The sequence below is a fragment of the Amycolatopsis sp. NPDC054798 genome, from assembly GCF_053611505.1.
The window spans coordinates 10909-34269 of the sequence record NZ_JBSHAM010000073.1; the positions used below are offsets into that span (position 1 = coordinate 10909).

At 69.2% G+C, this 23361-nt stretch carries 18 protein-coding genes; 9 read left to right on the top strand and 9 right to left on the bottom strand.

The annotated features are described in order from the left end of the window. Positions 1–83 precede the first annotated feature (83 nt). Together ACWGIC_RS33455 and ACWGIC_RS33460 are read left to right on the top strand one after the other, a co-directional pair. Positions 84–1310 carry a M20 metallopeptidase family protein gene (locus ACWGIC_RS33455; protein ID WP_452079909.1) on the top strand — a complete coding sequence of 409 codons (1227 nt, stop codon included), beginning with the start codon at positions 84–86 and terminating at the stop codon, positions 1308–1310. After that, positions 1307–2620: an MFS transporter gene (locus ACWGIC_RS33460; RefSeq protein ID WP_452079910.1), complete on the top strand. Its 1314-nt coding sequence runs from the start codon at positions 1307–1309 to the stop codon at positions 2618–2620. Before ACWGIC_RS33455 ends, ACWGIC_RS33460 begins: the two co-directional genes overlap by 4 nt. Here the strand turns inward: ACWGIC_RS33460 and ACWGIC_RS33465 are convergent. Further along, positions 2609–3793, bottom strand: coding sequence for an FAD-dependent monooxygenase (locus ACWGIC_RS33465; RefSeq protein ID WP_452079911.1), 1185 nt, complete (start codon positions 3791–3793; stop codon positions 2609–2611). The two genes, ACWGIC_RS33460 and ACWGIC_RS33465, sit on opposite strands and share 12 nt — an antisense overlap. Positions 3794–3897: 104 nt before the next feature. Between ACWGIC_RS33465 and ACWGIC_RS33470 the strand changes: the two genes are divergently transcribed. Continuing rightward, positions 3898–4773, top strand: a complete 876-nt coding sequence (locus ACWGIC_RS33470; RefSeq protein ID WP_452079912.1) for a TetR/AcrR family transcriptional regulator C-terminal domain-containing protein — start codon at positions 3898–3900, stop codon at positions 4771–4773. Between the two features lies 1 nt (position 4774). Here ACWGIC_RS33470 and ACWGIC_RS33475 read toward each other — a convergent pair whose 3' ends face one another. Next, entirely contained in the window at positions 4775–5065 is a 291-nt protein-coding gene (locus ACWGIC_RS33475; protein ID WP_452079913.1) for a hypothetical protein, read from the bottom strand. Between the two features lie 163 nt (positions 5066–5228). Here ACWGIC_RS33475 and ACWGIC_RS33480 point away from each other — a divergent pair, with 163 nt between their 5' ends. Continuing rightward, positions 5229–5852 carry a TetR/AcrR family transcriptional regulator gene (locus ACWGIC_RS33480; RefSeq protein WP_452079914.1) on the top strand — a complete coding sequence of 208 codons (624 nt, stop codon included), beginning with the start codon at positions 5229–5231 and terminating at the stop codon, positions 5850–5852. On the opposite strand, the gene ACWGIC_RS33485 is transcribed toward ACWGIC_RS33480, so the two are convergent. From ACWGIC_RS33485 to ACWGIC_RS33495, 3 genes are all read right to left on the bottom strand, one after another. Beyond that, positions 5801–7009: an MFS transporter gene (locus ACWGIC_RS33485; protein ID WP_452079915.1), complete on the bottom strand. Its 1209-nt coding sequence runs from the start codon at positions 7007–7009 to the stop codon at positions 5801–5803. The genes ACWGIC_RS33480 and ACWGIC_RS33485 overlap by 52 nt on opposite strands. A gap of 70 nt (positions 7010–7079) precedes the next feature. Then, a complete protein-coding gene (locus tag ACWGIC_RS33490) occupies positions 7080–7679 on the bottom strand; it encodes a TetR/AcrR family transcriptional regulator (protein ID WP_452079916.1) in 600 nt (199 codons plus the stop codon). 47 nt (positions 7680–7726) lie between these two features. After that, positions 7727–8743 (bottom strand): AraC family transcriptional regulator, encoded by a 1017-nt coding sequence (locus tag ACWGIC_RS33495; protein WP_452079917.1) that lies wholly within the window; start codon positions 8741–8743, stop codon positions 7727–7729. An 80-nt stretch (positions 8744–8823) separates the two neighbouring features. Here ACWGIC_RS33495 and ACWGIC_RS33500 point away from each other — a divergent pair, with 80 nt between their 5' ends. Continuing rightward, positions 8824–9915 (top strand): winged helix DNA-binding domain-containing protein, encoded by a 1092-nt coding sequence (locus tag ACWGIC_RS33500; protein ID WP_452079918.1) that lies wholly within the window; start codon positions 8824–8826, stop codon positions 9913–9915. An 80-nt stretch (positions 9916–9995) separates the two neighbouring features. Further along, a complete protein-coding gene (locus tag ACWGIC_RS33505; protein ID WP_452079919.1) occupies positions 9996–11444 on the top strand; it encodes a flavin-containing monooxygenase in 1449 nt (482 codons plus the stop codon). Positions 11445–11671: 227 nt separating this feature from the next. On the opposite strand, the gene ACWGIC_RS33510 is transcribed toward ACWGIC_RS33505, so the two are convergent. Next, complete coding sequence (locus tag ACWGIC_RS33510; protein ID WP_452079920.1) at positions 11672–13186, bottom strand: chitinase; 1515 nt, start codon at positions 13184–13186, stop codon at positions 11672–11674. 126 nt (positions 13187–13312) lie between these two features. On the opposite strand from ACWGIC_RS33510, the gene ACWGIC_RS33515 reads away from it, so the two are divergent. Next, entirely contained in the window at positions 13313–15730 is a 2418-nt protein-coding gene (locus tag ACWGIC_RS33515; RefSeq protein WP_452079921.1) for a Tex family protein, read from the top strand. A gap of 52 nt (positions 15731–15782) precedes the next feature. Here ACWGIC_RS33515 and ACWGIC_RS33520 read toward each other — a convergent pair whose 3' ends face one another. Beyond that, entirely contained in the window at positions 15783–17510 is a 1728-nt protein-coding gene (locus ACWGIC_RS33520; protein ID WP_452079922.1) for an acyl-CoA dehydrogenase, read from the bottom strand. Between the two features lie 12 nt (positions 17511–17522). Continuing rightward, positions 17523–18851 carry a serine hydrolase domain-containing protein gene (locus ACWGIC_RS33525; RefSeq protein WP_452079923.1) on the bottom strand — a complete coding sequence of 443 codons (1329 nt, stop codon included), beginning with the start codon at positions 18849–18851 and terminating at the stop codon, positions 17523–17525. A gap of 278 nt (positions 18852–19129) precedes the next feature. Here ACWGIC_RS33525 and ACWGIC_RS33530 point away from each other — a divergent pair, with 278 nt between their 5' ends. Both ACWGIC_RS33530 and ACWGIC_RS33535 read left to right on the top strand, forming a co-directional pair. Beyond that, positions 19130–20698 (top strand): DEAD/DEAH box helicase, encoded by a 1569-nt coding sequence (locus tag ACWGIC_RS33530; RefSeq protein WP_452079924.1) that lies wholly within the window; start codon positions 19130–19132, stop codon positions 20696–20698. A gap of 120 nt (positions 20699–20818) precedes the next feature. Beyond that, entirely contained in the window at positions 20819–22273 is a 1455-nt protein-coding gene (locus tag ACWGIC_RS33535) for a tachylectin-related carbohydrate-binding protein (RefSeq protein ID WP_452079925.1), read from the top strand. Positions 22274–22357: 84 nt separating this feature from the next. Here ACWGIC_RS33535 and ACWGIC_RS33540 read toward each other — a convergent pair whose 3' ends face one another. Continuing rightward, complete coding sequence (locus tag ACWGIC_RS33540; RefSeq protein ID WP_452079926.1) at positions 22358–23356, bottom strand: YdcF family protein; 999 nt, start codon at positions 23354–23356, stop codon at positions 22358–22360. Positions 23357–23361: the final 5 nt, after the last annotated feature.

Below are 23361 nucleotides of genomic sequence, written 5' to 3' on the forward strand. Positions count from 1 at the left end.
CGGCAACTCTAACTCGATATCGGGCGTCAGTTCGCACACTCGACCACCAAGACGCCGTTCCCCGACGAAGAGGAGCCGAGCCGGTGGACCTCCACGAAGACGCCCGCAGCCAGCAGGACGACCTGGCCCGGCTGCGCCGCGACCTGCACCGCGAGCCTGAGATCGGCCTCGACCTGCCGCGCACCCAGGAACGCGTCCTGCGCGAACTCGACGGGCTCGGCTTGGAGGTCTCCACCGGCACCGGCACGACGTCGGTCACCGCGGTGCTTCGCGGCGAAGGCCCGGCCCGGGATTCGGCTCAGCCGCGCACGGTCCTGTTGCGGGCGGACATGGACGCGCTCCCGGTGCAGGAGGCGACCGGGCTCGACTTCGCCGCGACCAACGGCGCGATGCACGCGTGCGGCCACGATCTGCACACCACGTCGCTGGTCGGTGCGGCTCGCCTGCTGCACACGCATCGCGACCGGCTCAACGGCGACGTCGTCCTGATGTTCCAGCCCGGCGAAGAAGGCTGGGATGGCGCGGGCGTGATGCTGAAGGAAGGCGTGCTCGACGCGGCCGGTCCTCGCGTTGATGCCGCGTACGGACTGCACGTCTTCTCGTCGATGCTGCCCAGCGGCCAGTTCGCCAGCCGCCCCGGGACGCTGATGTCCGCCTCGCACAAGCTGCTCGTGACCGTGCACGGCGAAGGCGGCCATGGGTCAATGCCGCACCGCGCCAAGGACCCGATCTCGGCTGCCGCAGCGATGATCACCGCGTTGCAGACGATGATCACCCGGCGGCTGGACATCTTCGACCCGGCGGTGCTCACCGTCGGTGTCATCCGCGGTGGCACCAAGCGCAACGTCATCCCGGCGACCGCAGAGTTCGAAGCGACCGTCCGCTGCTTCTCCGACGACACCGCCGCCCTTCTCGACACCACCATCCGCGAGACGATCGACGGTGTCGCGCGGGCGAACGGCGTCACCGCAGACGTCGTGTTCGAGAACGAATACCCCGTGACCGTAACGGATGTCGACGAGACGGCGTTCGGAGCCGAGGTCGTCCGCGAGACGATCGGCGAGCAGTACTACACCGAGCTGCCCAACCCGGTCGCCGGTTCCGAGGACTTCTCCCGCGTGCTCGCCGCGGTGCCGGGCACGTTCCTCGGCCTCGGCGCGCTGATGCCGGGCCTCGAACCGCACAGCGCACCCAACAACCACAGCCCGTACGCCGATTTCGACCCGTCCGTGCTGTCTCGCGCCGCCACCGTCTACGCCGAACTCGCCGTCCGCCGTCTCGACCGTTTCGCCGAAGGAGCACTGCGATGACTTCTGTGGTCCCAGACCGTCGCCGCACCCTGTTCGGGCTCGGTGCCGGCAACGCGATGGAATGGTTCGACTGGAACGTCTACGCCACGTTCGCGTCGTTCTTCGCCGCGCAGTTCTTCAACGCCCACAGCGCGGTTTCGGCTCTGCTGAGCACGCTGGCGGTGTTCGCGGTCGGGTTCGCCGCGCGGCCGATCGGCGGCTGGGTGTTCGGCTGGATCGCCGACCGCAAGGGCCGCCAGCTGGCGATGTCGCTGACCGTCGCGATCGCCGCCGCCGGCAGCCTGGTCATCGGCCTTTCCCCGACGTACGGCCAAATCGGCGTGTGGGCGTCGGTGATCCTTGTGGTGGCGCGGCTCGCCCAGGGGCTGGCGCACGGCGGCGAGCTGCCGTCCGCGCAGACGTACATCGCCGAGGTCGCCCCACCGGCCCGCCGCGGGTTGTGGTCGAGCCTGATCTACTTCTCCGGCACCTGCGGCGTGCTCGTCGGCACCCTGATGGGCGCGGTTCTCTCCGGCGTGCTGAGTCACGAGCAGATGCTGTCGTTCGGCTGGCGGATCCCGTTCATCCTCGGCGGCGTCTTCGGGATCTACTCGCTCTACGTGCGGCTTCGCATGCGAGAGACCGAGGTGTTCCAGGCCGCGAAGAACGACTCCGCCAAGGAGAAGGGCCAGATCTGGCAGACGATCAAGCAGAACCCGAAGCTGCTCGCGCAGGTCGTCGGGATGACCGTCGGCGCGACGGTCCTCTACTACATGTGGGCTGTCGCCGCGCCGTCGTACGCGATCACCGTGCGCGGCGTCGACCCGACCGGCGCGCTGTGGGCGGGCGTGTTCGCGAACGTGGTCTTCCTCGTCGCCTTGCCGCTGTGGGGAATGCTGTCCGACCGCATCGGCCGCAAACCGGTCCTGTTCATCGCGATCGTGGGGCTTCTCGTGCTGAGTTTCCCGCTGAACGCGATGGTCGGACGCGAGCCGTGGCAGCTGTTCGTGGCGATGTCGATCGCGCTTCTGTTCATGGCCGGGTTCTCCTCCATCGGCCCGGCGGTCTACGCGGAGATCTTCCCGACCCGCATCCGCGCGGTCGGCGTCGGCGTGCCGTACTCGATCGCCGTCGCGGCGTTCGGCGGTACGGCACCGTACTTGCAGACGCTGTTCGCCGGGAACGGGCATCCGTCGCTGTTCATCATCTACGGGATCGTGCTGATGGTGGTCAGTGCGCTGGTCGTGTTCACGCTCCCGGAGACCCGGGGCGTGGACCTGCGAGAGAAGACGGAAACGGCCGACCGCGCGGTCACCGGATCAGGAGCGTAAGGCCGGGTAGGGCTTCAGCGTGATGGCGTTCGCCGAGCGCTGAAGCCCGCCCAGCATCCGTTGCCTGCCCGGCAGATGCGGCATCGCGCGCAGGAACGCGTTGCGCAGCCGGATGCCGTTGCGGGTCCGCGGCGCGAATCCGCCAGTCCCACCGGGTGGGCGTTTCCGGTTCGCTGCGACGTAATCCCGCATCTCGTCGGCGTAGCGAGCGAAGGCTGTTCGCGGGTCCTCCATAGTGGACAGTTCACCGGCGAGGACGTAGGCACCGACGAGAGCCAGGCTGGTTCCCATGCCGAGCGAACCGCCGAAGGCCGAATCGCCGAGCAGGACTGTGCGTCCGCGATGCCATTCAGTCAGCTGGACCTCCCCGGCGCGGGAGAAGTACAGGTCGTCCGGGAGCTGTTCCAGCAGCGCGGGAACCTCCCATCCCGCACCGGCGAACACTTCGGCAACCACGGCAGCCGGGCTTTCTTCCGGCGAAATCGGTTCCGGCGAAACGAACCCGAGCAGAACCCGGCACTCGCCGGAGGCACCCAGCGGGTACAGCATGACGACCCGGCCGCCGACGCCGTTGCCCGCGGGCAGGTTGTAGACCACTTCCCAGCCACCCAGATCGAGCCGCGTCCGGGCCGGAAAGTACCCGAGGTGGTAGCCGCGATCGCGAACGGATCCCGGACCGAACACCAGCGACCGCACGCCCGATCCGAGGCCGTCCGCGCCGACCACGACGTCGAACGTCCGCGCCGGGCCGTGGTCGAAGGTCGTGCGGATTCCGGCGGCTTCCTCGGCCAAAGCGGTGATTTCGGTGCCGTAATGGATTTCGGCGGCAGCGGCGTCGTGCAGGATCCGGACGAGGTCGCTGCGCAGGATTTCGAGGTCCGCGACCACCCCGCCGGAATCGCCGAACGCGTCCGCTCCCATTTCCGCCACGCGACGCCCGCGAGCGTCGAGCCATGCGATGCCGTGGGTGCCGGTGTGCGCGGCTCGGACTTCGTCCAGCAGCCCCATCCGGGCGACGACCTCGCGGGCCGCGCCGCGGATGTCGACCGCTTGGCCGCCATTGCGCAGCGCGGGAGCACGCTCGACCAGAGTCGGCTGAAAACCGTACTGCCGAAGCCAGTACGCGAGAGAAAGTCCGGCGACGCCCGCGCCGGAGATCAGGACAGTGCGCATGTGTACACCGTACGAGCGCTTCTCCCGCAGGTATATTTGTTCTAGTGCAGTTCTTCTTCTGCACATCATGAGCAGCAGAGCGCACTAGTGCACTGGAGGACTCGATGGAGCCCGCGCCCTACCAGCGGATCGTCGCCGAGATCCGCGAGCACATCGCGAGCGGTCGGCTCCGGCCGGGCGACCGGGCCCCCTCGACCCGGCAGATCACCCGGGAATGGGGCGTCGCGATGGCGACCGCGACGAAGGTTATCGCCGAATTGCGCGGGCTGGGCCTGGTCGACACGAAACCGGGCGCGGGCACCGTCGTCCGGTCGGTGCAGCGGAAGCGGGAGCCGGAGCTGAGCCGCGAGCGGATCGTCGCCATAGCAATAGAAATCGCCGACGCGAACGGGCTGCCGTCGGTGTCCATGCGCCGGATCGCCACCGAACTCGGCGCGGCGACGATGTCGCTGTACCGGCACGTCGGCGACAAGGACGAACTAGTCCATTTGATGGCCGACACCGTTGCCGGGCAAGCGATCCGGCGGGAGCCTCCGGTCCCGTGGCGGGCGTGCCTCGAAGCCACCGTCCGTCTCTTGTGGACAGTCTGTCGGCGGCATCCGTGGGTCGCCGAGGCGCTGTCCATGACCCGTCCCCGGCCCACTCCGAACCTGATGCGGTACTCCGAGTGGGTGCTGGCCGCGCTGCGCCGCGCCGGACTGCCCGCCGAAGACCTGCTTCTCATCCACCTCAATCTCTTCGGCCACGTCCGCGGCCTGGCGCTCACCTGGCAGTCCGAGGCCTGGGCGCGGCAGGACACCGGACTCGCCAACGACCAATGGCTCGACGGCCACGAAGCCGAGTTCCGGCGGATCGTCGGGACCGGGCGCTACCCCGCGCTCGACTTCCTGACCACTCAGCAGTTCCAGCACAACCTGGACCAGACCTTCGAGTACGGTCTGCGCCTGCTCCTCGACGGCGTCGAACGACGGCTGGCGTGATTCAGCTGTCCGGCTGAGTCTCGCCAAGCTGCCACCACAACGCCGTCCGCAACTGCTCGATCAGCGCCTCGTCGTCCTCCTCGCTCGGCTCGGCTCCCAGCGGGATCCATCGCTCCCCCACCAGTTCGCCGGAGTCGTAGCTGCTGATCAGTATCCCCGGATACGACACTGTCAGCCCGTCCTCCGGGCAGCCGGTCGCGCACGGCCGGTCGTCCATCCGGACGTGCCGGTAGTGCAACCGCACCCCGACCCACCGGCCGGGCGGCCGCGGCTGCTGGTCCGTGCCGTTCATCGCCCGCTCCCGCTCGCCCCAGGTCCCCCGGCAGAAGGTCGCGGCCGGGGCGGCCGGAGTTACCGGCCGGTTGTTCCGGTTGGGTAACGGCATCCGGTGACAGCGCCGCCGAGGGGTCCGCATCGTGTTGACAACGACCTCGCCCGGCGGCGAGGCTGGCGCGATGAGCAGCGGATCCCGGCGCAGGCTGGACCCCGCCGAACGCCGGGCCGAGATCCTCGCCGCGGCCCGGCGGTGCTTCGGCGCGGGCAGCTACTCGTCGGTGTCCACTTCGGACATCGCGGCGGCGGCGGGGGTGGCCCGGCCGCTGATCAACCACTATTTCGGCGGCAAACGCGAGCTGTATCTCGAAGTGGTGCGGCAGATGACGATCGTGCCCGCCCCGGTGGTCGACGCGCTGCCGGACGGCCCGCCCCGGCTGCGGCTGGAGGTCGGCATCGACCGGTGGATCGACGTGGTGGAACGCAACCGCGACGCCTGGCTCACGGTGATCGACGCGGCGCACGACCCGGAGGTCGAGCGGATCATGCGGGAGGCCGACGAGATCGCCGCCGACCGCGTGCTCGCCGCGGCCCTGCTGCCCGCGAACGGACATCCGCAGCTGCGGGCGATGATCCGCGCGTACGGCGGGATGCTGCGTGCCGCGTCCCGCGAGTGGCTGGTCCGCGGCACGCTGGAAAGGGCCGAGCTGCGCGCGTTCCTGGTGGAATCGCTGGTGCAGCTGCTGGAGACCACTTATCCGGCCGTGCTGGCGCTGCAAACCTCCGAAACGGGCAGCACCGGCTGAGCCGTTCGCCGGCGGAGCGCGGGAAGAATGGTCAGAACGGCCGCGGCAGCCATCGCGGCGCCGAGAACGATCGGCGCGCGCAGGCCGTACGGCTCGATCAGGCTGGCCCCGACGGACGAACCGAGCATGACCCCGAGCGTGATGAACGAAGTATGCACCGTGTTGACCAGCGGGCTGGTGTTCCCCGCCCGCTGCACCCGCACCGCCATCGCCGGGTTCATCGTCACGCCGACCAGGCCGATCGCGAGCATGAACGCCAGCGCGGTCGCGGGCACGTCGGTGAACAGCGCGAAGCCGGTGAGGAACACCGCGTTGAGCATCGCGCCGGCTACGAGCGTCCACACGGTGTGCCGGTCGGCCAGCCTCCCGACGACGCTGTTGCCGACGACCGTGGCCGCGCCGTAGCCGAGCAGCAGCACCGGGACCGTGTCCGGCGAGAACCCGCTGACCTGGGTCAGGATCGGGGTGAAGAAGCTGAACACGGAAAAGGTCGCGCCGATGATCAGCGTGCTGGAGACGAGCGCGAGAAGCAGCCGCGGACGGCGGAAAACGCGCAGGTCCACGGTTTCCCGCGGCTGGGCCTGCCCGGACGGAGCGTGGTCGCGCACCTGGAACTGAGTCAGCAGCGCCGCGAGCACGGTCAGCAGGGTGATCGTCCAGAACGCCGTCCGCCAGCCGAAATGCCCGCCCGCGAAGGTCGCCAGCGGCAGCCCGAGCAGGGTGCCGAGCATCAGGCCGTTCATCGCGACGCCGATCGCCCGGCCGCGCCTGCGTTCGTCGACCAGCTGCCCGCACAGGGAAATCGCGATCCCGAAGAACGCTTGCGACGCGACGCCGCTGATGACGCGGGCGACCACCATCACCGAGTACGTCGTCGCGAGCGCGGCCAGCACGTTGCCGGCCAAGAACACCGCGAAGATGACCATCAGCGCGGCTTTCGGCCGGATGCGCAGCAACGCCATAGTCAGCACCGGGCCGCCGGCAGCCATCGCGACGGCGAACACGGTGATGAGGTAGCCGATCCGCGCGACGTCGACGCCGAGTCCGGCGGCGAGCTGCGGCATCAGCCCCGCGACGGCGAATTCGCTGGTGACCATGGCGAAAATGCCAGCGGCCAGCACGTACACCGCGGACGGCACTTTGGGCACTGCGGACATGGAGACCCTTTCCTGTAACGATCGGTTCAAAACCCGGCCAGCGTTGAGCCGGGAAGGACGGGGATGGTTGTTACGGACGAAGCGCCCGGGTGGCCGCCTCGACGATGTCAGCCAACCGGGCCAGCGGCGCGCCGCCTTGAGCGGAGATCCGCAGCCCGGCGACACTGGCGTTCACATACGCGGCCAAGCCCTCCGCGGGAACATCAGCGGTGACTTCGCCAGCCGCCTGACCTGCGCGCAAGAGATCAGTCAGCAGCCGCAGCCGGGCATCGGTGTCGCGGGCGACCTGCGCCAGGAATTCCGCGTTCTCCGTGTCGCCAGCCAGTTCGGCGACGGAATTGACCGCGAGACATCCGCTCGGCGCGCCAGAACTCGACCGCTCGGCTTCCTCGATGATCACCTTCGTCAGGTAGGCGTTGATCCGCGCTATCGCGTCGCCCTTCTTCGCGATCACCTCGGCGGTGGCCCGCGCGGTGGTCTCAAGATAGCGAGCTAGGCATTCCGCGAACAGCGCGCCCTTGCTGCCGAAGGTGTTGTACAGGCTGCTGCGGCCGAGACCGGTTGCCTGGCACAGCTCTTCGGCGCTGGTCGCGTGAAAGCCCCGCCGCCAGAACAGGTCAGTGGCGGCAGTGAGCACTTGCTCGCGATCGAAGGTGCGCGGTCGGGCCATGCGGGCAGCCTACGGCATTGTGTAACGAAGTGTCCATAACGGGGCTTCTAGCGGTTGCGGCGGGCGTACGCGGCCGGCGTCGTCCCAGTCCAGCGCTTGAACGCGTAGATGAAGCTCGACGCTTCGGCGTAGCCAAGGCGCAACGCGACGTCGTCCACGGACAGCACGCCGGTGTCGAGCATTTCCTCGGCAAGCGTCTGCCGCACTTCGTCCAGGAGCTGGCGGTAACCGGTGCCCGCCTCGGTCAGCCGACGCCGCAGCGTCCGCGTACTGAGGGTGAGCTGACGGGCGATCTCGTCCATCCCGGCGTCCGCGCCGCCGAGCCGCACCAGCCGTTCCCGCACCAGTTGCGGCACTCCCGATCGCGTACGGCGGCGGGCGACGAGGGCGTCGCACTGCGCGGCGCACAGCGCGACGGTTTGTTCGTTGGCCTGCGGCAACGGACGGTCGAGCAGTTCGGGGTCGAAGACCGCTTGATGCTCAGCCGCACCGAAAATCGGGGCGATGCCGAAAGCAGTCCGGTAGGCGTCCGGAAAGGACGACGACGGGAAGCGGAACTCCAGCCGTTCCAAGGAAATCTCCGGCAGCAAGTCCCGCATGACGGTGCAGATCGCCGACAGGTCGCGCAGCGCGAGGAACCGGGCGACGTCGTCGGGCACTCGCGAATCGTCCAGCACCAGGCGGAGTCCGGAAGCGTCCAGCTCGACGTGCGGAATGCAGAAAGTGAAGGACAGATCCAGGTAGCGCGACGCGAACACCATCGCGTCGCGCATCGTCGGGCTGCTGATGCAGGCGAAGCCGAAGATGCCGAACGTCGTCACGCGGTACTGGCAGCCGAGGCTGAGCGCGACGTCGTCGCCTGAACCGACCGTCGACAGCAACGCGCGCACGACGGCCAGCTCCTGCCGCGCGTCGAGCTGCCGGTCCGGCGCGCGCAATTCCTCGACCCGCACTCCGGGCAGCGAGACGCCGTGTTCCTCGGCGAAGCGGTGCATGAGCAGAACACTCGCGGTGCCGCGCGGGTAGTCCCAGTCGCGGATGGCGGGTGCGGCTAGCTCGGCCATGGCCGGAATTATGGATCAACTACCGGCCCGCGTGCCGTTCGAGGGCCAAAACTGTCCGGGTTGCTGGTTAAGCTCCCGCCGTGCACCTTTCCCACCGCGCCCTCAACCGCGCGACCCTCGACCGGCAGCTGCTCCTGAAGCCCGCCAAGATGCCGGTTCTCGACGCCGTCACGCATCTCGCCGGGCTCCAGGCGCAAGCCCCGTTCCCGCCGTATTACGCGCTGTGGTGCCGGTTGCCGGGTTTCCAGCCGGAGGATCTCGCGAGCCTGCTGCTCGACCGGAGCGTCGTGCGGATGGTGCTGATGCGCGGCACGGTGCACCTCGTCCCCGCCGCGGACGCGCTCGCTTGGCGGCCCCTGGTGCAGATCGTCATGGACCGCGCGCTGACGGCGGCCAACCAGCACCGGGAACCGCTGGCGAAACTCGACCACGACGCGGTGGCGAAGACGACCGGAGAACTGCTGCGCGAACGGCCGTATTCGAGCGATCAGCTCGGCAAAGCACTGGCCGAGCACTATCCAGAGGCCCCGGCCGCATCGCTGATGTTCCTGGTCCGCAACCTCCTGCCGCTCGTGCAGATCCCGCCGCGCGGTGTGTGGGGCAAGGCCGGGCAGCCGACGTACCAGGTCGCGGACCACTGGCTCGACGGTGTCAACCCGCCCGAACCGTCCGCGGCCGAACTGGTCCGCCGCTATCTGGCCGCGTTCGGTCCCGCGACGGTGGCCGACGTACAGGCGTGGGCTGGCGTCACGAAGCTCGGCGAGGTGGTCGAGAAGATGGACCTGCGCACCTACCTCGATCCCGAAGGCCGCACGCTGTACGACCTGCCGGACGCCACGCTGCCCGACGAGGACACGCCCGCCCCGCCCCGGCTGCTGGGCCCGTTCGACCAGACGCTGCTGTCCTACGCCGACCGCACGCGAATGATCAGCGACGAGTACCGCAAACGCGTGATCACGATCAACGGCCTGGTCAAAGGCACCCTGCTGGTCGACGGCCGGGTCCGCGGGAGCTGGGAAACCACGACCACCCGGGGGTCGGCGACGCTTGTCCTCACGCCGTTCGAACGGCTGGCGAAACGCGACGCCGCCGCGTTGGAGAGCGCCGGGCGGAAGCTGCTCGCGTGGGCCGAACCCGGCAAGACGCACGAGGTCCGGCTTCTGAGCGAGTAGTCGCGCCCGCTGGCCGGAATTCTCGATCGGGTGGCCGTTCGTGCCTTCCGCACCGGCGGCCGCCTGCGTAACTTCGGGCTATGGACGACACCCCGTCGGTGCTGGTAGTGGGCACCGGATTCGGCGGAATCGGCGCCGCGATCGAGCTGAAGCGCGCCGGGTTCCCGAACGTCACGATCCTGGAGCGGGCGGCCGAACCGGGCGGCGTGTGGCGCGAGAACACCTATCCCGGCGCGGCCTGCGACATCCCGTCCCCGCTGTACTCGTTCTCCTTCGAGCCCAATCCGGACTGGCCGAAGCGGTACGCGATGCAGCCGGACATCCACGCCTACCTCAAGCGCGTGATCGCGAAGTACGGCATCGAACCGCACATCCGCTACGGCCGCGAAGTCACGTCCGCGACCTACCACGACGGCCGCTGGCGGATTGAGACCGCGCAAGGCGAAACGTTCGAGGCAGACGTCTTCGTGCCTGCCGTCGGCCAGCTCTCCCGGCCGGCTTGGCCGTCGATCCCCGGCCGCGAGACCTTCGACGGCGCGGCGTTCCACTCCGCTGAGTGGAACCACGAAATCCCGTTGGCGGGCAAGCGGATCGCGGTGATCGGCACCGGGGCGAGCGCGATCCAGTTCGTGCCGGAGATCCGCAAGGAAGCCGCGCACGTCACCGTCTTCCAGCGCACGCCGCCGTACATCATGGCCAAGAACGACGGCCGGTACGCCGCCTGGCAGAAGCGGCTTTTCCGCCGCCTGCCGAAGACACAGCTGTTCGGCCGCGCCCGGATCTTCCTGCTCGCCGAGTACGCGACCTACGGCATGACGCGGTATCCGTTGCTGACCAAGATCTTCGAACTGCGCACCGCGCAGCTGCGCCGCCGCCATCTCAAGGACCCCGCGCTGCGTCGCAAGGTCAAACCGGACTATCCGTTGGGCTGCAAGCGGATCTTGTTCACCAACGACTATCTGCCCGCGCTCGCGCAGCCGAACATCTCCGTCGAAACCTCTTCGATCACGGAAATCACCCCGCGCGGCGTACGCACGGCGGACGGCGTGGAGCACGAGGCGGACGTGCTGATCTACGGCACCGGTTTCAAGGCGACGGAATTCCTCGGCCCGATGAAGGTGTTCGGCCGCGACGGCCGGTCGCTGGCCGACGCGTGGCGCGGCGGCGCGCGGGCGTACCTCGGCCTGACGGTGCCGGGATTCCCGAACATGTTCTGCGTCTACGGCCCCAACACCAACCTCGGGGCCGGTTCGATCATCTACATGATCGAGCGGCAAGCGCGCTACCTCCGCCAGGCCGTCGAGCACCTGGCCCGGCCGGACGTGGCGTCGCTGGAGGTGCGGGCCGAGGTCGAGGACCGCTACGACCGCGAGGTGCAAGCGCGGCTCTCGCACAGCGTCTGGAGCGGGTGCACGAGCTGGTACCGGCAGGAAAACGGCCGGGTGAGCACCAACTGGCCCGGGCTGGTCACCGAATACGACCGCCGGACCAGGGCACTCGACCCGGCCGACTACCTGGTGCGCTCGTGAGTGTTTATGCCGGTTAGGGCGCACCGCGTTCCGGCTGCCTGCGGGCTCAGGCGCCCCAATGCCACATTGGGTGCGTTGGACGCACCCAACGCCACATTCGGTGCGTCACATGCACCCAATGCCACATTGGGGCGCGCTATCGCCTCGCGACGCGAACACGCGGGAGGGTCCCGCCTCATGAGTGGCGATGCCGGTTAGAACCGGCATGAACACTCACGAGCCCCAGCTCAAGGCAGGTTCTTCAGCCCCGCGCTGACCGTGTTCGCGAACCCGTAGCCGTTGGACGCGTCCCAGTTGATGGACCAGGTCATCGCGCCGCGGAACTCCGGATACGTCGCCGGCGGCTTGAACGAAGCGCAGCCGGTGCCCTTGGCCATGCAGTTCATCGCCGACACCACGTTCGACGGCGACTGGTACCCGCCGCCAGCCGCCGAGCCCGAGGACGGCAGCCCGAACGCGACCTGGTCGGCCCGCAGGCCGCCCTGCAGCTGGATGCACGAGAGCGCGGTGAGGAAGTCGACCGTGCCCTGGGAGTAGACGTTCCCGTTGCAGCCGTTCATCGCGCCCGAGTTGTAGTACTGCATGTTGACGACGGTGAGGATGTCCTTGACCTTCAGCGCCAGCTGGAAGTAGCCGCCCTGGGTGGACTGCATGTCGATCGTCTGCGGCGCCATGGTGATCACCGAACCGCCGCCGTCGTGGATGCTGCGCAGCGCCTGGCCCATGTAGGTGGCGTTGATGCCGTTCTCCAGGTCGATGTCGACGCCGTCGAAGCCGTAGGTGGAGATCAGCTGTTTCACCGAGCTGGCGAAGTTGTTCGCCGACTGGCTGTCGCCGACGCTGATCGTGCCCTTCTCGCCGCCGACCGAGATGATCACCTTCTGGCCGCGCGCCTGCACGGTCTTGACGTCCGCGCGGAACTGCGCGTCGGTGTAGCCGCCGAGCTTCGACGACAGGGCCGGGTCGAGCGTGAAGCTCACCGCGCCGGGCGTGGTGGTGGCGTCGGCGAAGGCGATCGCGATGACGTTGTACGTCGTGGGCACGTCCGCGAGCTTGAGCGTCTTCGCGCCGTTGTCGAAGTTCTGCCAGTAGCCGGTGAGGATGTGCTTCGGCAGGTCGCCGTTGTGCGGCGGCGTGCTGGTCGTGGTGGTCGTCGGCGGCGTGGTCGGGGTCGTCGGCGTGGTGGGGTTCGTCGGGGTGGTGGGGTTCGTCGGGGTGGTTGACGTCGTGGGCGGGGTGCCCGGGCCGTCGAGGTTGACGTCGTCGGCGAGGTAGGCCGGCTGGCCGTACCAGCCGTGCAGGTACACCGTGAGGCTCGTGGACGAGCCGGTGGTGAAGCTCAGGCTGAGCTGCTGCCAGCCGGTCGCGCTGGGCGTCCAGGTGTTCTGCACGGCGGAGCCGGAGACGCCGAGGTAGACGTAGCTGCCCTGGACCCACGCGGACAGCTTGTACGCGGTGTTGGGCTGCACAGTGACCTGCTGGGAGCACTGCCCGGTGTCGGAAGCCGACGGCGCGGCGCTCAGCGAATGACTGCCGTCGTGTGCCTGGGTCGAGACGACCGACGAGGTGCCGGTGCAGGTCCAGCCGGAGAGCGAGCCGCTCTCGAAGCCGGGATTGGCGAGGATGTTCGCGGCCGACGCGCTGCCGGTGCCGAGCGCGAGCGTGACGCCGAGCGCGAGCGCGACCGAGGCCAGCAGGGACACCAGGGCAGGCAGCCGCCGGGGGGACGGGTGTGGGGACACGGGCAGACCTCCGCATGGGCAGTGAGCCAGATCACCTCAAAATGGACTAGACCAATACGGATGTCAAGGAACTTCCGGAGGTGCTTCGGCGGGCCATCCGCAGCGGGCCGGGCGGGCAGCGGCACAATGCAGGCTCGGAGCAACCCGAGACGAAGCAGGAGCCTGGTTTTGAGCGTGCAGTCGGTCGAGCAGCGGATCGCCGAAGAGCTGGGGGTGCGCGAAGGGCAGGTCAAGGCCGCCGTGACCCTCCTCGACGAGGGGTCCACGGTGCCGTTCATCGCCCGGTACCGCAAGGAAGTCACCGGAGAGCTGGACGACGCGCAGCTGCGCACGCTCGAGGAGCGGCTGCGCTATCTGCGCGAGCTGGACGAGCGCCGCGCCGCGGTGCTGGAGTCCATCCGGAGCCAGGGCAAGCTGGACGAGGCGCTCGAGGCGCAGATCCTCGCCGCGGACACGAAGTCGCGGTTGGAGGACATCTACCTGCCGTACAAGCCGAAGCGGCGGACGAAGGCGCAGATCGCCCGCGAAGCCGGTCTGGAGCCGCTGGCCGACGGCCTGCTGAACGACCCGTCGACCGACCCGCAGGCGGCCGCCGCGGTGTTCGTCGACGCGGACAAGGGCGTCGCGGACACGCAGGCCGCCCTCGACGGCGCGCGCGCCATCCTGGTCGAGCGCTTCGCCGAGGACGCCGACCTGATCGGCGAGCTGCGCGAGAAGATGTGGACCGAGGGCCACCTCTCGTCGAAGGTCCGCGCGGGCAAGGAGACCGACGGGGCCAAGTTCTCCGACTACTTCGACTTCTCCGAGCCCTACACCAAGCTCCCCTCGCACCGGATCCTCGCGATGCTCCGCGGCGAGAAGGAAGAGATCCTCGACCTCACGATGGAGCCTTCCGAGCCGGTCGCCGAGGACGCCCCGCCGCGCGTCGGCCCGACCGAGTACGAGCAGCGCATCGCCGCCCGGTTCGGGATCAGCCAGCAGGACCGCCCCGCGGACAAGTGGCTCGGCGACACCGTGCGCTGGGCGTGGCGCACGAAGATCCTCCTGCACCTGGGCATCGACCTGCGGATGCGGCTGCGCCAGTCGGCCGAGGACGACGCCGTGCGCGTGTTCGCGGCCAACCTGCGCGACCTGCTGCTGGCCGCCCCGGCGGGCACCCGCGCGACGATGGGCCTCGACCCCGGCTTCCGCACCGGCGTGAAGGTGGCCGTGGTCGACGCGACCGGCAAGGTCGTCGACACCCACGTGATCTACCCGCACCAGCCGGCGAACAAATGGGACCAGTCGATCGCCGAGCTGGCGGTGCTGGCCAAGAAGCACAACGTCGACCTGATCTCGATCGGCAACGGCACCGCCTCGCGCGAGACCGACAAACTGGCCATCGAGCTGATCAAGAAGCACCCGGAGCTGAAGCTCACCAAGGCCGTCGTGTCCGAGGCGGGCGCTTCGGTGTACTCGGCGTCGGCGTTCGCTTCGCAGGAACTGCCGGGCATGGACGTCTCGCTGCGCGGCGCGGTCTCGATCGCGCGGCGGCTGCAGGACCCGCTGGCCGAGCTGGTGAAGATCGACCCGAAGTCGATCGGCGTCGGCCAGTACCAGCACGACCTGTCCGAGGTGTCGCTGTCGCGTTCGCTGGACGCGGTGGTCGAGGACTGCGTGAACGCGGTCGGCGTGGACGTGAACACCGCGTCCGCCCCGCTGCTGACGCGGGTTTCGGGCATCACGACGTCGCTCGCGGAGAACATCGTGGCGCACCGCGACTCCAACGGCCCGTTCCGCACCCGCACCGCGCTCAAGGAGGTCGCGCGGCTCGGCCCGAAGGCGTTCGAGCAGTGCGCGGGCTTCCTCCGCATCCCGGACGGCGACGACCCGCTCGACGCGTCCTCGGTGCACCCGGAGGCCTACCCGGTCGTGCGGCGGATCCTCGACCGCACCGGCACCGGCATCCGCGAGCTGATCGGCAACGCCCGCACCCTGCAGGCGCTGAAGCCCACCGAGTTCGTCGACGACACCTTCGGGCTCCCGACGGTCACCGACATCCTGTCCGAGCTGGAGAAACCGGGCCGCGACCCGCGTCCGGCGTTCAAGACCGCGACCTTCGCCGAGGGCGTCGAGAAGATCGGCGACCTCAAGCCGGGCATGCGCCTGGAAGGCGTCGTGACGAACGTGGCGGCGTTCGGCGCGTTCATCGACGTCGGTGTGCACCAGGACGGCCTCGCGCACGTTTCGGCGCTGTCGAAGAACTTCGTGAAGGACCCGCGCGACGTCGTGAAGCCGGGCGACATCGTGAAGGTGAAGGTGCTGGAGGTCGACGTGCCGCGCAAGCGGATCTCGCTGACGCTGCGGCTGGACGACGAGCCGGGCGCGGGCAACAACCGCGGCGGCGGCCGGGATCGCGGCCAGGGCGGCGGCGGTCAGGGTGGCGGCGGCCAGCGCCGGAACCAGCCGCAGCAGCGCGGTGGCGGCGGAGGCCGGGACCGTCGTGACTCCGGAGGCGGCGGCGCGATGGCCGACGCTCTCCGGCGGGCCGGATTCGGCAAGTAAGGCAACGAAAAACGGCCTCCCGAGCAGTTCGGGAGGCCGTTTTTCGTTGGTGTCAGGGGTTCATCTCGTAAGCGCCGGAAAGATCCCGCACGATCGCCCACACGCGATCGAACCGCTCGGCGTCCACCACCGGCTTCCGCAGCCCGGCCAGTGCCAGCTCCTGCTGCTTCTCCGTGGAACTCGGCTTCCCGTGCAGCTCGACCGCCGCGACGCTGAAGTCCTGCACCAGCACAGCGAACAGCTGGTCTAGCACATCGTCTGACACGCCGGTCAGCTCAGCCTGCTCCAGGATCAGCTGGCCGTACACGACGAGGGTGAACAGTTCGGTCAGCGCGAGCCCGAAGTCCAGGTCCTTCTGCTGTGCCTCGTCCGGCGTCGCTTCGGAAAGCAACCGCACCAGGACGTTGGCCTGTTCGGTGAAGCGGGCGACGTTCGGCAGGTGCTTCGCGTTCTCGTACGCCGGTTTCCAGTCGTGGAACCGGATCTTCGACAGTCCGCGCGCCGGGCCTTGGCGGAACAGGAAATCGTCGTCGGAGGCGTCGTCGCGGGTCGGCACCGCCGGGTACTCCTGCGGCGAGAACAGGTACGCGGGCATGAACTTCGCGATCAGCGCGAGGTTCACCGCGACCGTGCCCTCCAGCTTGGGCAGGCCGTCGATGTCGTTCTTGGCCATCGCGAGGTAGGTGTCGGCCTCGAAACCCTTGGCCGCCACGACATCCGCGACCAGCCCGATCACCTTCTGCGCCTCGGTGGTGACCTTCATCTTGGTGATCGGGTTGTACAGCAGGTAGCGGCGGTCCTGCTGGTTCGCCGAGCGGAAGTAGTCGATCGCGCGGTCGGAGAAGAGCTTCATCCCGGTCAGCCGCGCGTAGGCCTCGACGAATTCGCGGCGCACGTGCGGGAAATCGGTGACCGGGTTGCCGTACAGGATCCGGTTGTGCGCGTGCGTGATCGCCTCGTACAGCGAATGCGTCGCCATCCCGATGCCGCCGAAGCACAGGTTGAACTTGCCGATGTTGACCGTGTTCAGCGCGGCGCTGAAGGCTTCCGGTCCGGTGTGGAGGATGTCCTCGGCACGCACCGGGTAGTCCTCGAGCCGGAACTCCGCGACGTACATCTGCGACGGCACGATGTTCTTCACGACGTGGTAGTTCGGGTGCTCGGAATCGGCGTAGAAGAACACGTACTGCTCGGGTCCTTCGACGCCGTCGATCCGGCCGAACACCGAAACCGTGCGCGCGCAGTTCCCGTTGCCGATGTAGTACTTCGACCCGTTGGCGCGGTAGCCGCCCTCGCCGTCCGGGGTGAGCACGAGGTCGGACGAGTAGATGTCCGCGCCGTGCTCCTTTTCGGACAGTCCGAACGCGCCGACGCCGCCCTCGGCCAAAGCTTCCGCGGCACGCTTGCGAGCGGCCGCGTTTCCGCTCTGCCACACCGGTCCGAGGCCGAGAACGGTGACCTGGAACGGGTACCAGTAGTTGAGGCCGTAGAAGCCGAGGATTTCCGCCAGCGCGGCGATCCGGCTGGTGTCCCAGCGCTTCTCGGGATCCCCGGCCGAATCGGCGGCCGGGGTGAGGAACGTGGCGAACAGACCTTCCTTGCCCGCGAAGTCCAGGAAGTCGGCGTAGAACTCGCGGTCGTGATACGCCTCCGCGAGACGGCGTTTGCCGCGCGACTCGAACCAGTCGATCGTCGCCCGCAGCAGCCGCTGGGTCTCCGGGTCGAACTTCCGGGCGTCGTAATCCCGCGGGTTCAGCAGCGCTGTCGCCGTTTCGCTCATCGCATCTCCAGGTCAGCCGATATTACCGCTCGGTAACCTTAGCGCGGTGCGGCCGCCGGACTCCACCGCGTCCACCCGGCCGTGGCTGTCGCGCCGGAAACGCGCGCTCGGCCTGCGCGTGTCGGAGGCGCGGGCGAGCACGTCCTCGTCGACGAAGGCGACCTCGAACGGCGGAGCCGAGAGGACGTCCGGCTCATCGGTGTCGAGGATCATCTGCGCCCAGAGCGAGCCGTCACGCTCGGTGAACTCAAAGATCAGCGAGCCGGTCCGATACCGTCCAGGGCAGTCGCCCGGGTCGATCGCCCGGGTCGGACGACCGTCCAGTTTCGGCAGGTCAGCGACATTCTCCAGGCACCAGTCGACGACCCGCGGGCCGAGCGCCCCGCCGCCAGCACTGTTGGTGAGCACGGTGACCGCGAGGTTCTCGCTCGGCACCATGACGAACTCCGACAGCTGCAGGTTGCTGACGTTCCCGCCGTGCCGCACCAGCTGGCTGTCGCCGTGACGCAGCCGCAGCCAGGACAGCCCGACCTCGTCGAACGGCAACGCGCCCTTGCGCTGCGCGGCGTGCATCAGGCGGCGGGTCTCGTCGCTCAGCACGTCCGCCCCGGTCAGCTGGAAGCGAGCCCATTTCAGCTGGTCACGGGCGGTTGACCAGAGTCCGCCTGCCGGAGCGTCCGCCCGGGCGAGGCCGATGGTGTGCGCGACCGCCGGGCCGTCCTCGCGCAGCGCGTGCCCGACCGCGTGCCGTCGGGTCAGCACCTCCCACGGCTGGAAGTACGAGTCGGTCATGCCGAGCGGTTCCAGCAGCCGGGTGCGGACCAGGTCCTCGTAGGTGCCGCCGGACACCGCCTCGGCGACGCGGCCGGCCAGCAGGAATCCGGCGTTGCAGTAGGAGAAGACTTCGCCGACCGGGAACACCTGCGGCAGTTCGTCGAACCGCTGGACCGCGCGGGCGAGGGCGTCGTCGCCCCAGCCGGTGTCGACCTCGATGTCGCCGAGGAAGCCGGGCGAGTGCGTGAGGAGGTGGCGCAGCGTCACGGTCTCGCGCGCGAGAGGGTCGGACAGCCGCAGCTCCGGCAGGTACTCGGCCACCGGGCGGTCCAGGTCGAGCACGCCGTCCTCGACCAGCACGAGCACCGCGGCCGCGGCGAACGTCTTGCTGGTGGACCCGATCATGAACAGCGTGTCGTCGTCCACCGGCGTCCCGGTGTCCACACTGGACACTCCGGCGGTCAGCAGGGTTTCCTTGCCCTCGTGGAGAATTCCGACCGAGACGCCGGGAACCGCCGCCTCGCTCGCCCATTCGCCCAGCAATCCCCGTAGTTCGTCTGCGCTCATGCGGCCAGCCTCGCACCGGGCGGCGCACCGGCGATGGTGGAAACGAACGAACCTCGCGCGCCCGCTTCGTCGGTTCGCGCGTGGCGGCCTGCGGGCGATATCACGTAGCCCGCCGGATCTTGGGGCGGTATAGTCACGGATGCGGTCCGCTCAGTTCTGCCTCGGACCGCGTTTCACTGTTGTCGACGACCACGCGCCGCAGCCACCCGAGGCCGCGCCGGGCAGGACAACCGCGCTACGTACGGAGATACGGGGACGCTTTCGCGTCCGCACCAATCATGACGACTTTCACTGAACTCGGCCTGCCCAAGACTCTTGTCGACGCACTCGCCGGACAGGGCGTCACCGAGCCCTTCCCGATCCAGGCCGCCACGCTCCCGCACACGCTCGCGGGCCGCGACGTGCTCGGCCGCGGCCGCACCGGCTCCGGCAAGACCTACGGCTTCGTGCTGCCCGTGCTGGCCCGGCTGTCCGCCGGTCCGACGCGGCGGCGCCCCGGCCGGCCGCGGGCGCTGATCCTCGCCCCGACGCGCGAGCTGGCCACCCAGATCGAGGCCGCGATCGTGCCGCTGGCGCGCCCGCTGGGCCTCAAGGCCACCACCATCTTCGGCGGCGTGAGCGCGAACCCGCAGATCACCCGCCTGCGCGACGGCGTCGACATCGTCGTCGCCTGCCCCGGCCGGCTCGCCGACCACATGCGCTCCGGCGAGGCGAAGCTGGACAAAATCGAGATCACGGTGCTCGACGAGGCCGACCACATGGCCGACCTCGGCTTCCTGCCCGAGGTCCGCCGCATCATGGCGGCGACCCCCGAGCGCGGCCAGCGCCTGCTGTTCTCCGCGACGCTCGACAACGGCATCGACGTGCTGGCCAAGCGGTTCATGAACGACCCGGTCCTGCACAGCGTCGACTCGGCGCAGTCCCCGGTCTCGACGATGACGCACCACGTGCTGCATCTGGAGGAAACGCACCGGCTGCCGGTGCTGGTCGACCTGACCGCGGCTCCCGGCCGCACCCTGGTCTTCACCCGCACGAAGCACCGCGCGAAGGCCCTCACGCGCAAACTCGTCGCGAGCGGCGTGCCTGCGGTCGAACTGCACGGCAACCTCGGCCAGAACGCGCGCACGCGCAATCTGGAGGCGTTCTCCTCCGGCACCGCGAAAACCCTGGTGGCCACCGACATCGCCGCCCGGGGCATCCACGTGGACGACGTCACGCTGGTGATCCACGCCGACCCGCCGGTCGAGCACAAGGCGTACCTGCACCGTTCCGGCCGCACCGCCCGTGCGGGCGCGTCCGGCACCGTGGTGACCCTGATGACCGACGAGCAGGTCTCGGACGTCCGCGCGCTGACCCGCAAGGCGGGGATTTCCCCGACCACGACGCGGATCTCTCCCTCGCACCCGCTGCTGGCCGAACTGGCCCCCGGGGACCGTTCGTTCACCGCGTCGCCGCGTCGACCGGTGGTGGACAACCGCCCGAAGACGGTGACCGCTTCCGGCTCCGCGCCGGGTACCGGCCGGCGTCGGGGCACGCCCTCGGAGAACCGGGGCGGGCTCGGTGCCCGGACTGGTTCGCAGTCCCGGCGTTCCGGCGGAGGCCGGGGCGGGCCGCGGCAGGGCACGGAACCCCGCGCCGCTCGCGCCGGGTCGGCTTCTTCTTCGGACCGGCAGCCGGGCCAGGCCCGCCGGGAGGACCAGCGTCGCGGCGCGAGCGGCGGCGGTCGCCGTGGCGCAGAGGCCGCCGGCGCTGGTCGCCGGGCTTCCGGCGGCGCGGACCGTCGCGGATCCGGCCAGCCGCGCAGCCGCCGGAACGGTTCCGGCGGGCGTCGGCAGCAGGACTCCTGAACCGCTAGCGGTGTCGTGAGTGTTTTTGCCGATTCTCACCGGCAAAAACACTCACGACCCCAGCTCCCGCTCACCGGCGCCTCCACGTAATACCGCTCCCCCGCGCCCGATAGCCCAGCTGTGACTACTCCCCCTCGCCTCAGGCTGGCCGTCGCCGCGTCGACCACCATCGCGGCCGGGCTGTTGCTCGTCCCGTCCGCGAACGCCATCAGCGGCGGAACTCCTGTCCCCGACAAGGCTTTCGACTTCGTCGTGCGCGTCGCCGCCGACGGACACGGCTGCAGCGGCGTTCTCCTCGGACCGCAGTGGATCGTCACCGCGAGCGGTTGCGTACCAGCCGGTTCCGGCACCCCGGCCAGTCCGGTCACCGTCACGGCGGGCGGCACCACCGCGAAGGTCGCCGCCCTGATTCCACGGCCGGACCGGGATTTGGTGCTGGCCAAGCTCGCCACCCCGATCACCGACGTCACCCCGATCGCGCTAGGCCGGACCGCGCCAGCAGCAGGTGAAACGCTCACTGTCGCCGGGTTCGGCCGCACATCCGACACCTGGGTTCCGGACAAGGCCACCACCTCGCCCTTCACCACCGCGTCGGTCGCCGCCACCACCTTCAATCTCACCAACGCCAACGGGCACGACACCTGCCTCGGCGACGCGGGCGGTCCCGCGCTCCGTACCACGGCGAACAACACTCCCGAACTCGTCGGGATCAACTCGCGGTCGTGGCAGCACGGCTGCCTCGCGGTCGCCGAAACCCGCCAGGGCAGCGTCGAAACCCGCACCGACGACCTCGTCGACTGGATCCGCGCGCAGGCGCCCGAGCTGGCGATCCAGTGCCAGGCAACGGTTCCGCTCTTCGCCGTCACCAGCGACCTGCAGCTCTACAGCCACCCGAACCCGGCCGACGGCGGACCGATGGCTCCTCAGCAGTCCACGATCGGCACCGGCGGCTGGAACGGCTACATCCGTCTCCTCGCCGGACCGGACGGCCTGGTGTACGGCATCCGCGCGGACGGCGACGTCTACCGCTACCAGTGGAACGGCACCGACTGGACAGCCGACTCGCGCACCGTCGTCGCCACCGGCTGGACCGGATTCGACGACCCGGCCAACCACAACCGCATCACGATCGACAGCCGCGGCGACATCTACGTCGTCAACCCGGACGGCTCGCTCTCCCGCCGCCGCTACGACACCACAGCCAAGACCTGGACGACCGAAACCCTCGGCACCGGCTGGAATTCCTACAACCTCATCACCGGCGGCGGCGACGGCGTGCTCTACGCCCGCAGCACCGACGGCTTCCTCTACCGCTACGCCTGGGACGAGGCCGGGCACAAGTGGGCGCAGGAGAAGAAACTCGTCGGCAACGGCGGCTGGAACGCGTTCACCCGCATCGCCTCCGCGGGCGCGGACGTCCTCTACACCGTCACCGACAAGGGCGAACTGCGCTGGTACCGCTACCTGCCCTACAGCGACACCTGGGCCCCCGGCCCGACGGTGATCGGCGACGGCGGCTGGCAGCAGTTCTCCGACGTCGAGGCGCAGCGCGATTCGTGCGCCTTGGTTCGCTAGGAACCGGATCGCCGTGCCGGAATTCCCTGTGCGGCACGGCGATCCTTCCTTAGACTGGCGCGCGATCCGGGTGCGCCACGGCGATCAGCTGACCAAGAACAGCAAAAACGGCCCCACCCCAAGGAAAAGCAACACCGCCGCGTTCGTCTTCCGGTACTCCAGCAGCAGTGCCACGAACTCCCGCAGGAACGCACTAGGCACGAAGTACGACGCCGTCTTCGCCCCGATCACGTTGAGCCGCAACCCCAGCTGCCGCGCCAAGACCGCCGTGCGGAACACGTGGTAATTGTTCGTCACCGCCAAAATCGGACCGGAAAACCCGCGCTGCTCAAGCAAAGCGACACTGAACCGCAGGTTCTCGCCAGTCGTGGTAGCGCGGTCCTCCAGCACGATCTGGTCCGACGGAACACCAGCCGCGACCAGATACCGCGCCATCGCGTCCGCCTCCGACGTCAGCTCGTCCGCGCCCTGTCCGCCGGACACCACCAGCAGCGCTCCCGGCGACCGCTCCCGCACCTGCATCGCGCGGTCCAGCCGGCTGGCCAGCAGCGGCGGCACCCGGTCGCCCAGCAGCCCCGAGCCGAGGACGACCACCGCTCCGGCCCGAGCGCGGCGGGTGACCCGGCTGTAGAGGATCGAGTACAGCAGCAGAGCCGTGAACAGGAACGCCAGATAACCGGTCACGAACAGCACCGCCATCGCGGCCACCCGCAGCAACGGCTGATCGTCGAACACGAGTGAACTCACCGCGAGGGCGTACACGGCGAGCAAACCCAGCCCGGCCAGGAACGACAGCAGGTTCGCCAGCCGCCGTCCTTCCCGCCGCAGCATCACGACACCGTTCGCGATCAGCGCCCACGGCAGTGCCAGCCCGGCAAGGCCGCCGATGATCATCACCGTCGCGATGATCGCGATCTGGGCCCATTCGACGTGGTTGACCAACGACAGCAGCCACAGCCCGGTGAACCAGAGCGCGACCAGGAACCACACCGCGTTGCCGACCCGCCGCGGTTCGCGCGCGAACCGTACGACGAACACGAGCACGGAAGCGATCGCGAACAGCCCGGATGTCATGGTCGGCATTCTGT

Excerpts from the sequence above, each read along its gene's own strand:
- ACWGIC_RS33460 (WP_452079910.1), top strand. The coding sequence starts at position 1,307 with ATGACTTCTGTGGTCCCAGACCGTCGCCGCACCCTGTTCGGGCTCGGT.
- ACWGIC_RS33465 (WP_452079911.1), bottom strand. The coding sequence starts at position 3,793 with ATGCGCACTGTCCTGATCTCCGGCGCGGGCGTCGCCGGACTTTCTCTC.
- ACWGIC_RS33470 (WP_452079912.1), top strand. The coding sequence starts at position 3,898 with ATGGAGCCCGCGCCCTACCAGCGGATCGTCGCCGAGATCCGCGAGCAC.
- ACWGIC_RS33475 (WP_452079913.1), bottom strand. The coding sequence starts at position 5,065 with ATGAACGGCACGGACCAGCAGCCGCGGCCGCCCGGCCGGTGGGTCGGG.
- ACWGIC_RS33480 (WP_452079914.1), top strand. The coding sequence starts at position 5,229 with ATGAGCAGCGGATCCCGGCGCAGGCTGGACCCCGCCGAACGCCGGGCC.
- ACWGIC_RS33485 (WP_452079915.1), bottom strand. The coding sequence starts at position 7,009 with ATGTCCGCAGTGCCCAAAGTGCCGTCCGCGGTGTACGTGCTGGCCGCT.
- ACWGIC_RS33490 (WP_452079916.1), bottom strand. The coding sequence starts at position 7,679 with ATGGCCCGACCGCGCACCTTCGATCGCGAGCAAGTGCTCACTGCCGCC.
- ACWGIC_RS33495 (WP_452079917.1), bottom strand. The coding sequence starts at position 8,743 with ATGGCCGAGCTAGCCGCACCCGCCATCCGCGACTGGGACTACCCGCGC.
- ACWGIC_RS33505 (WP_452079919.1), top strand. The coding sequence starts at position 9,996 with ATGGACGACACCCCGTCGGTGCTGGTAGTGGGCACCGGATTCGGCGGA.
- ACWGIC_RS33515 (WP_452079921.1), top strand. The coding sequence starts at position 13,313 with ATGCAGGCTCGGAGCAACCCGAGACGAAGCAGGAGCCTGGTTTTGAGC.
- ACWGIC_RS33520 (WP_452079922.1), bottom strand. The coding sequence starts at position 17,510 with ATGAGCGAAACGGCGACAGCGCTGCTGAACCCGCGGGATTACGACGCC.
- ACWGIC_RS33525 (WP_452079923.1), bottom strand. The coding sequence starts at position 18,851 with ATGAGCGCAGACGAACTACGGGGATTGCTGGGCGAATGGGCGAGCGAG.
- ACWGIC_RS33530 (WP_452079924.1), top strand. The coding sequence starts at position 19,130 with ATGACGACTTTCACTGAACTCGGCCTGCCCAAGACTCTTGTCGACGCA.
- ACWGIC_RS33540 (WP_452079926.1), bottom strand. The coding sequence starts at position 23,356 with ATGCCGACCATGACATCCGGGCTGTTCGCGATCGCTTCCGTGCTCGTG.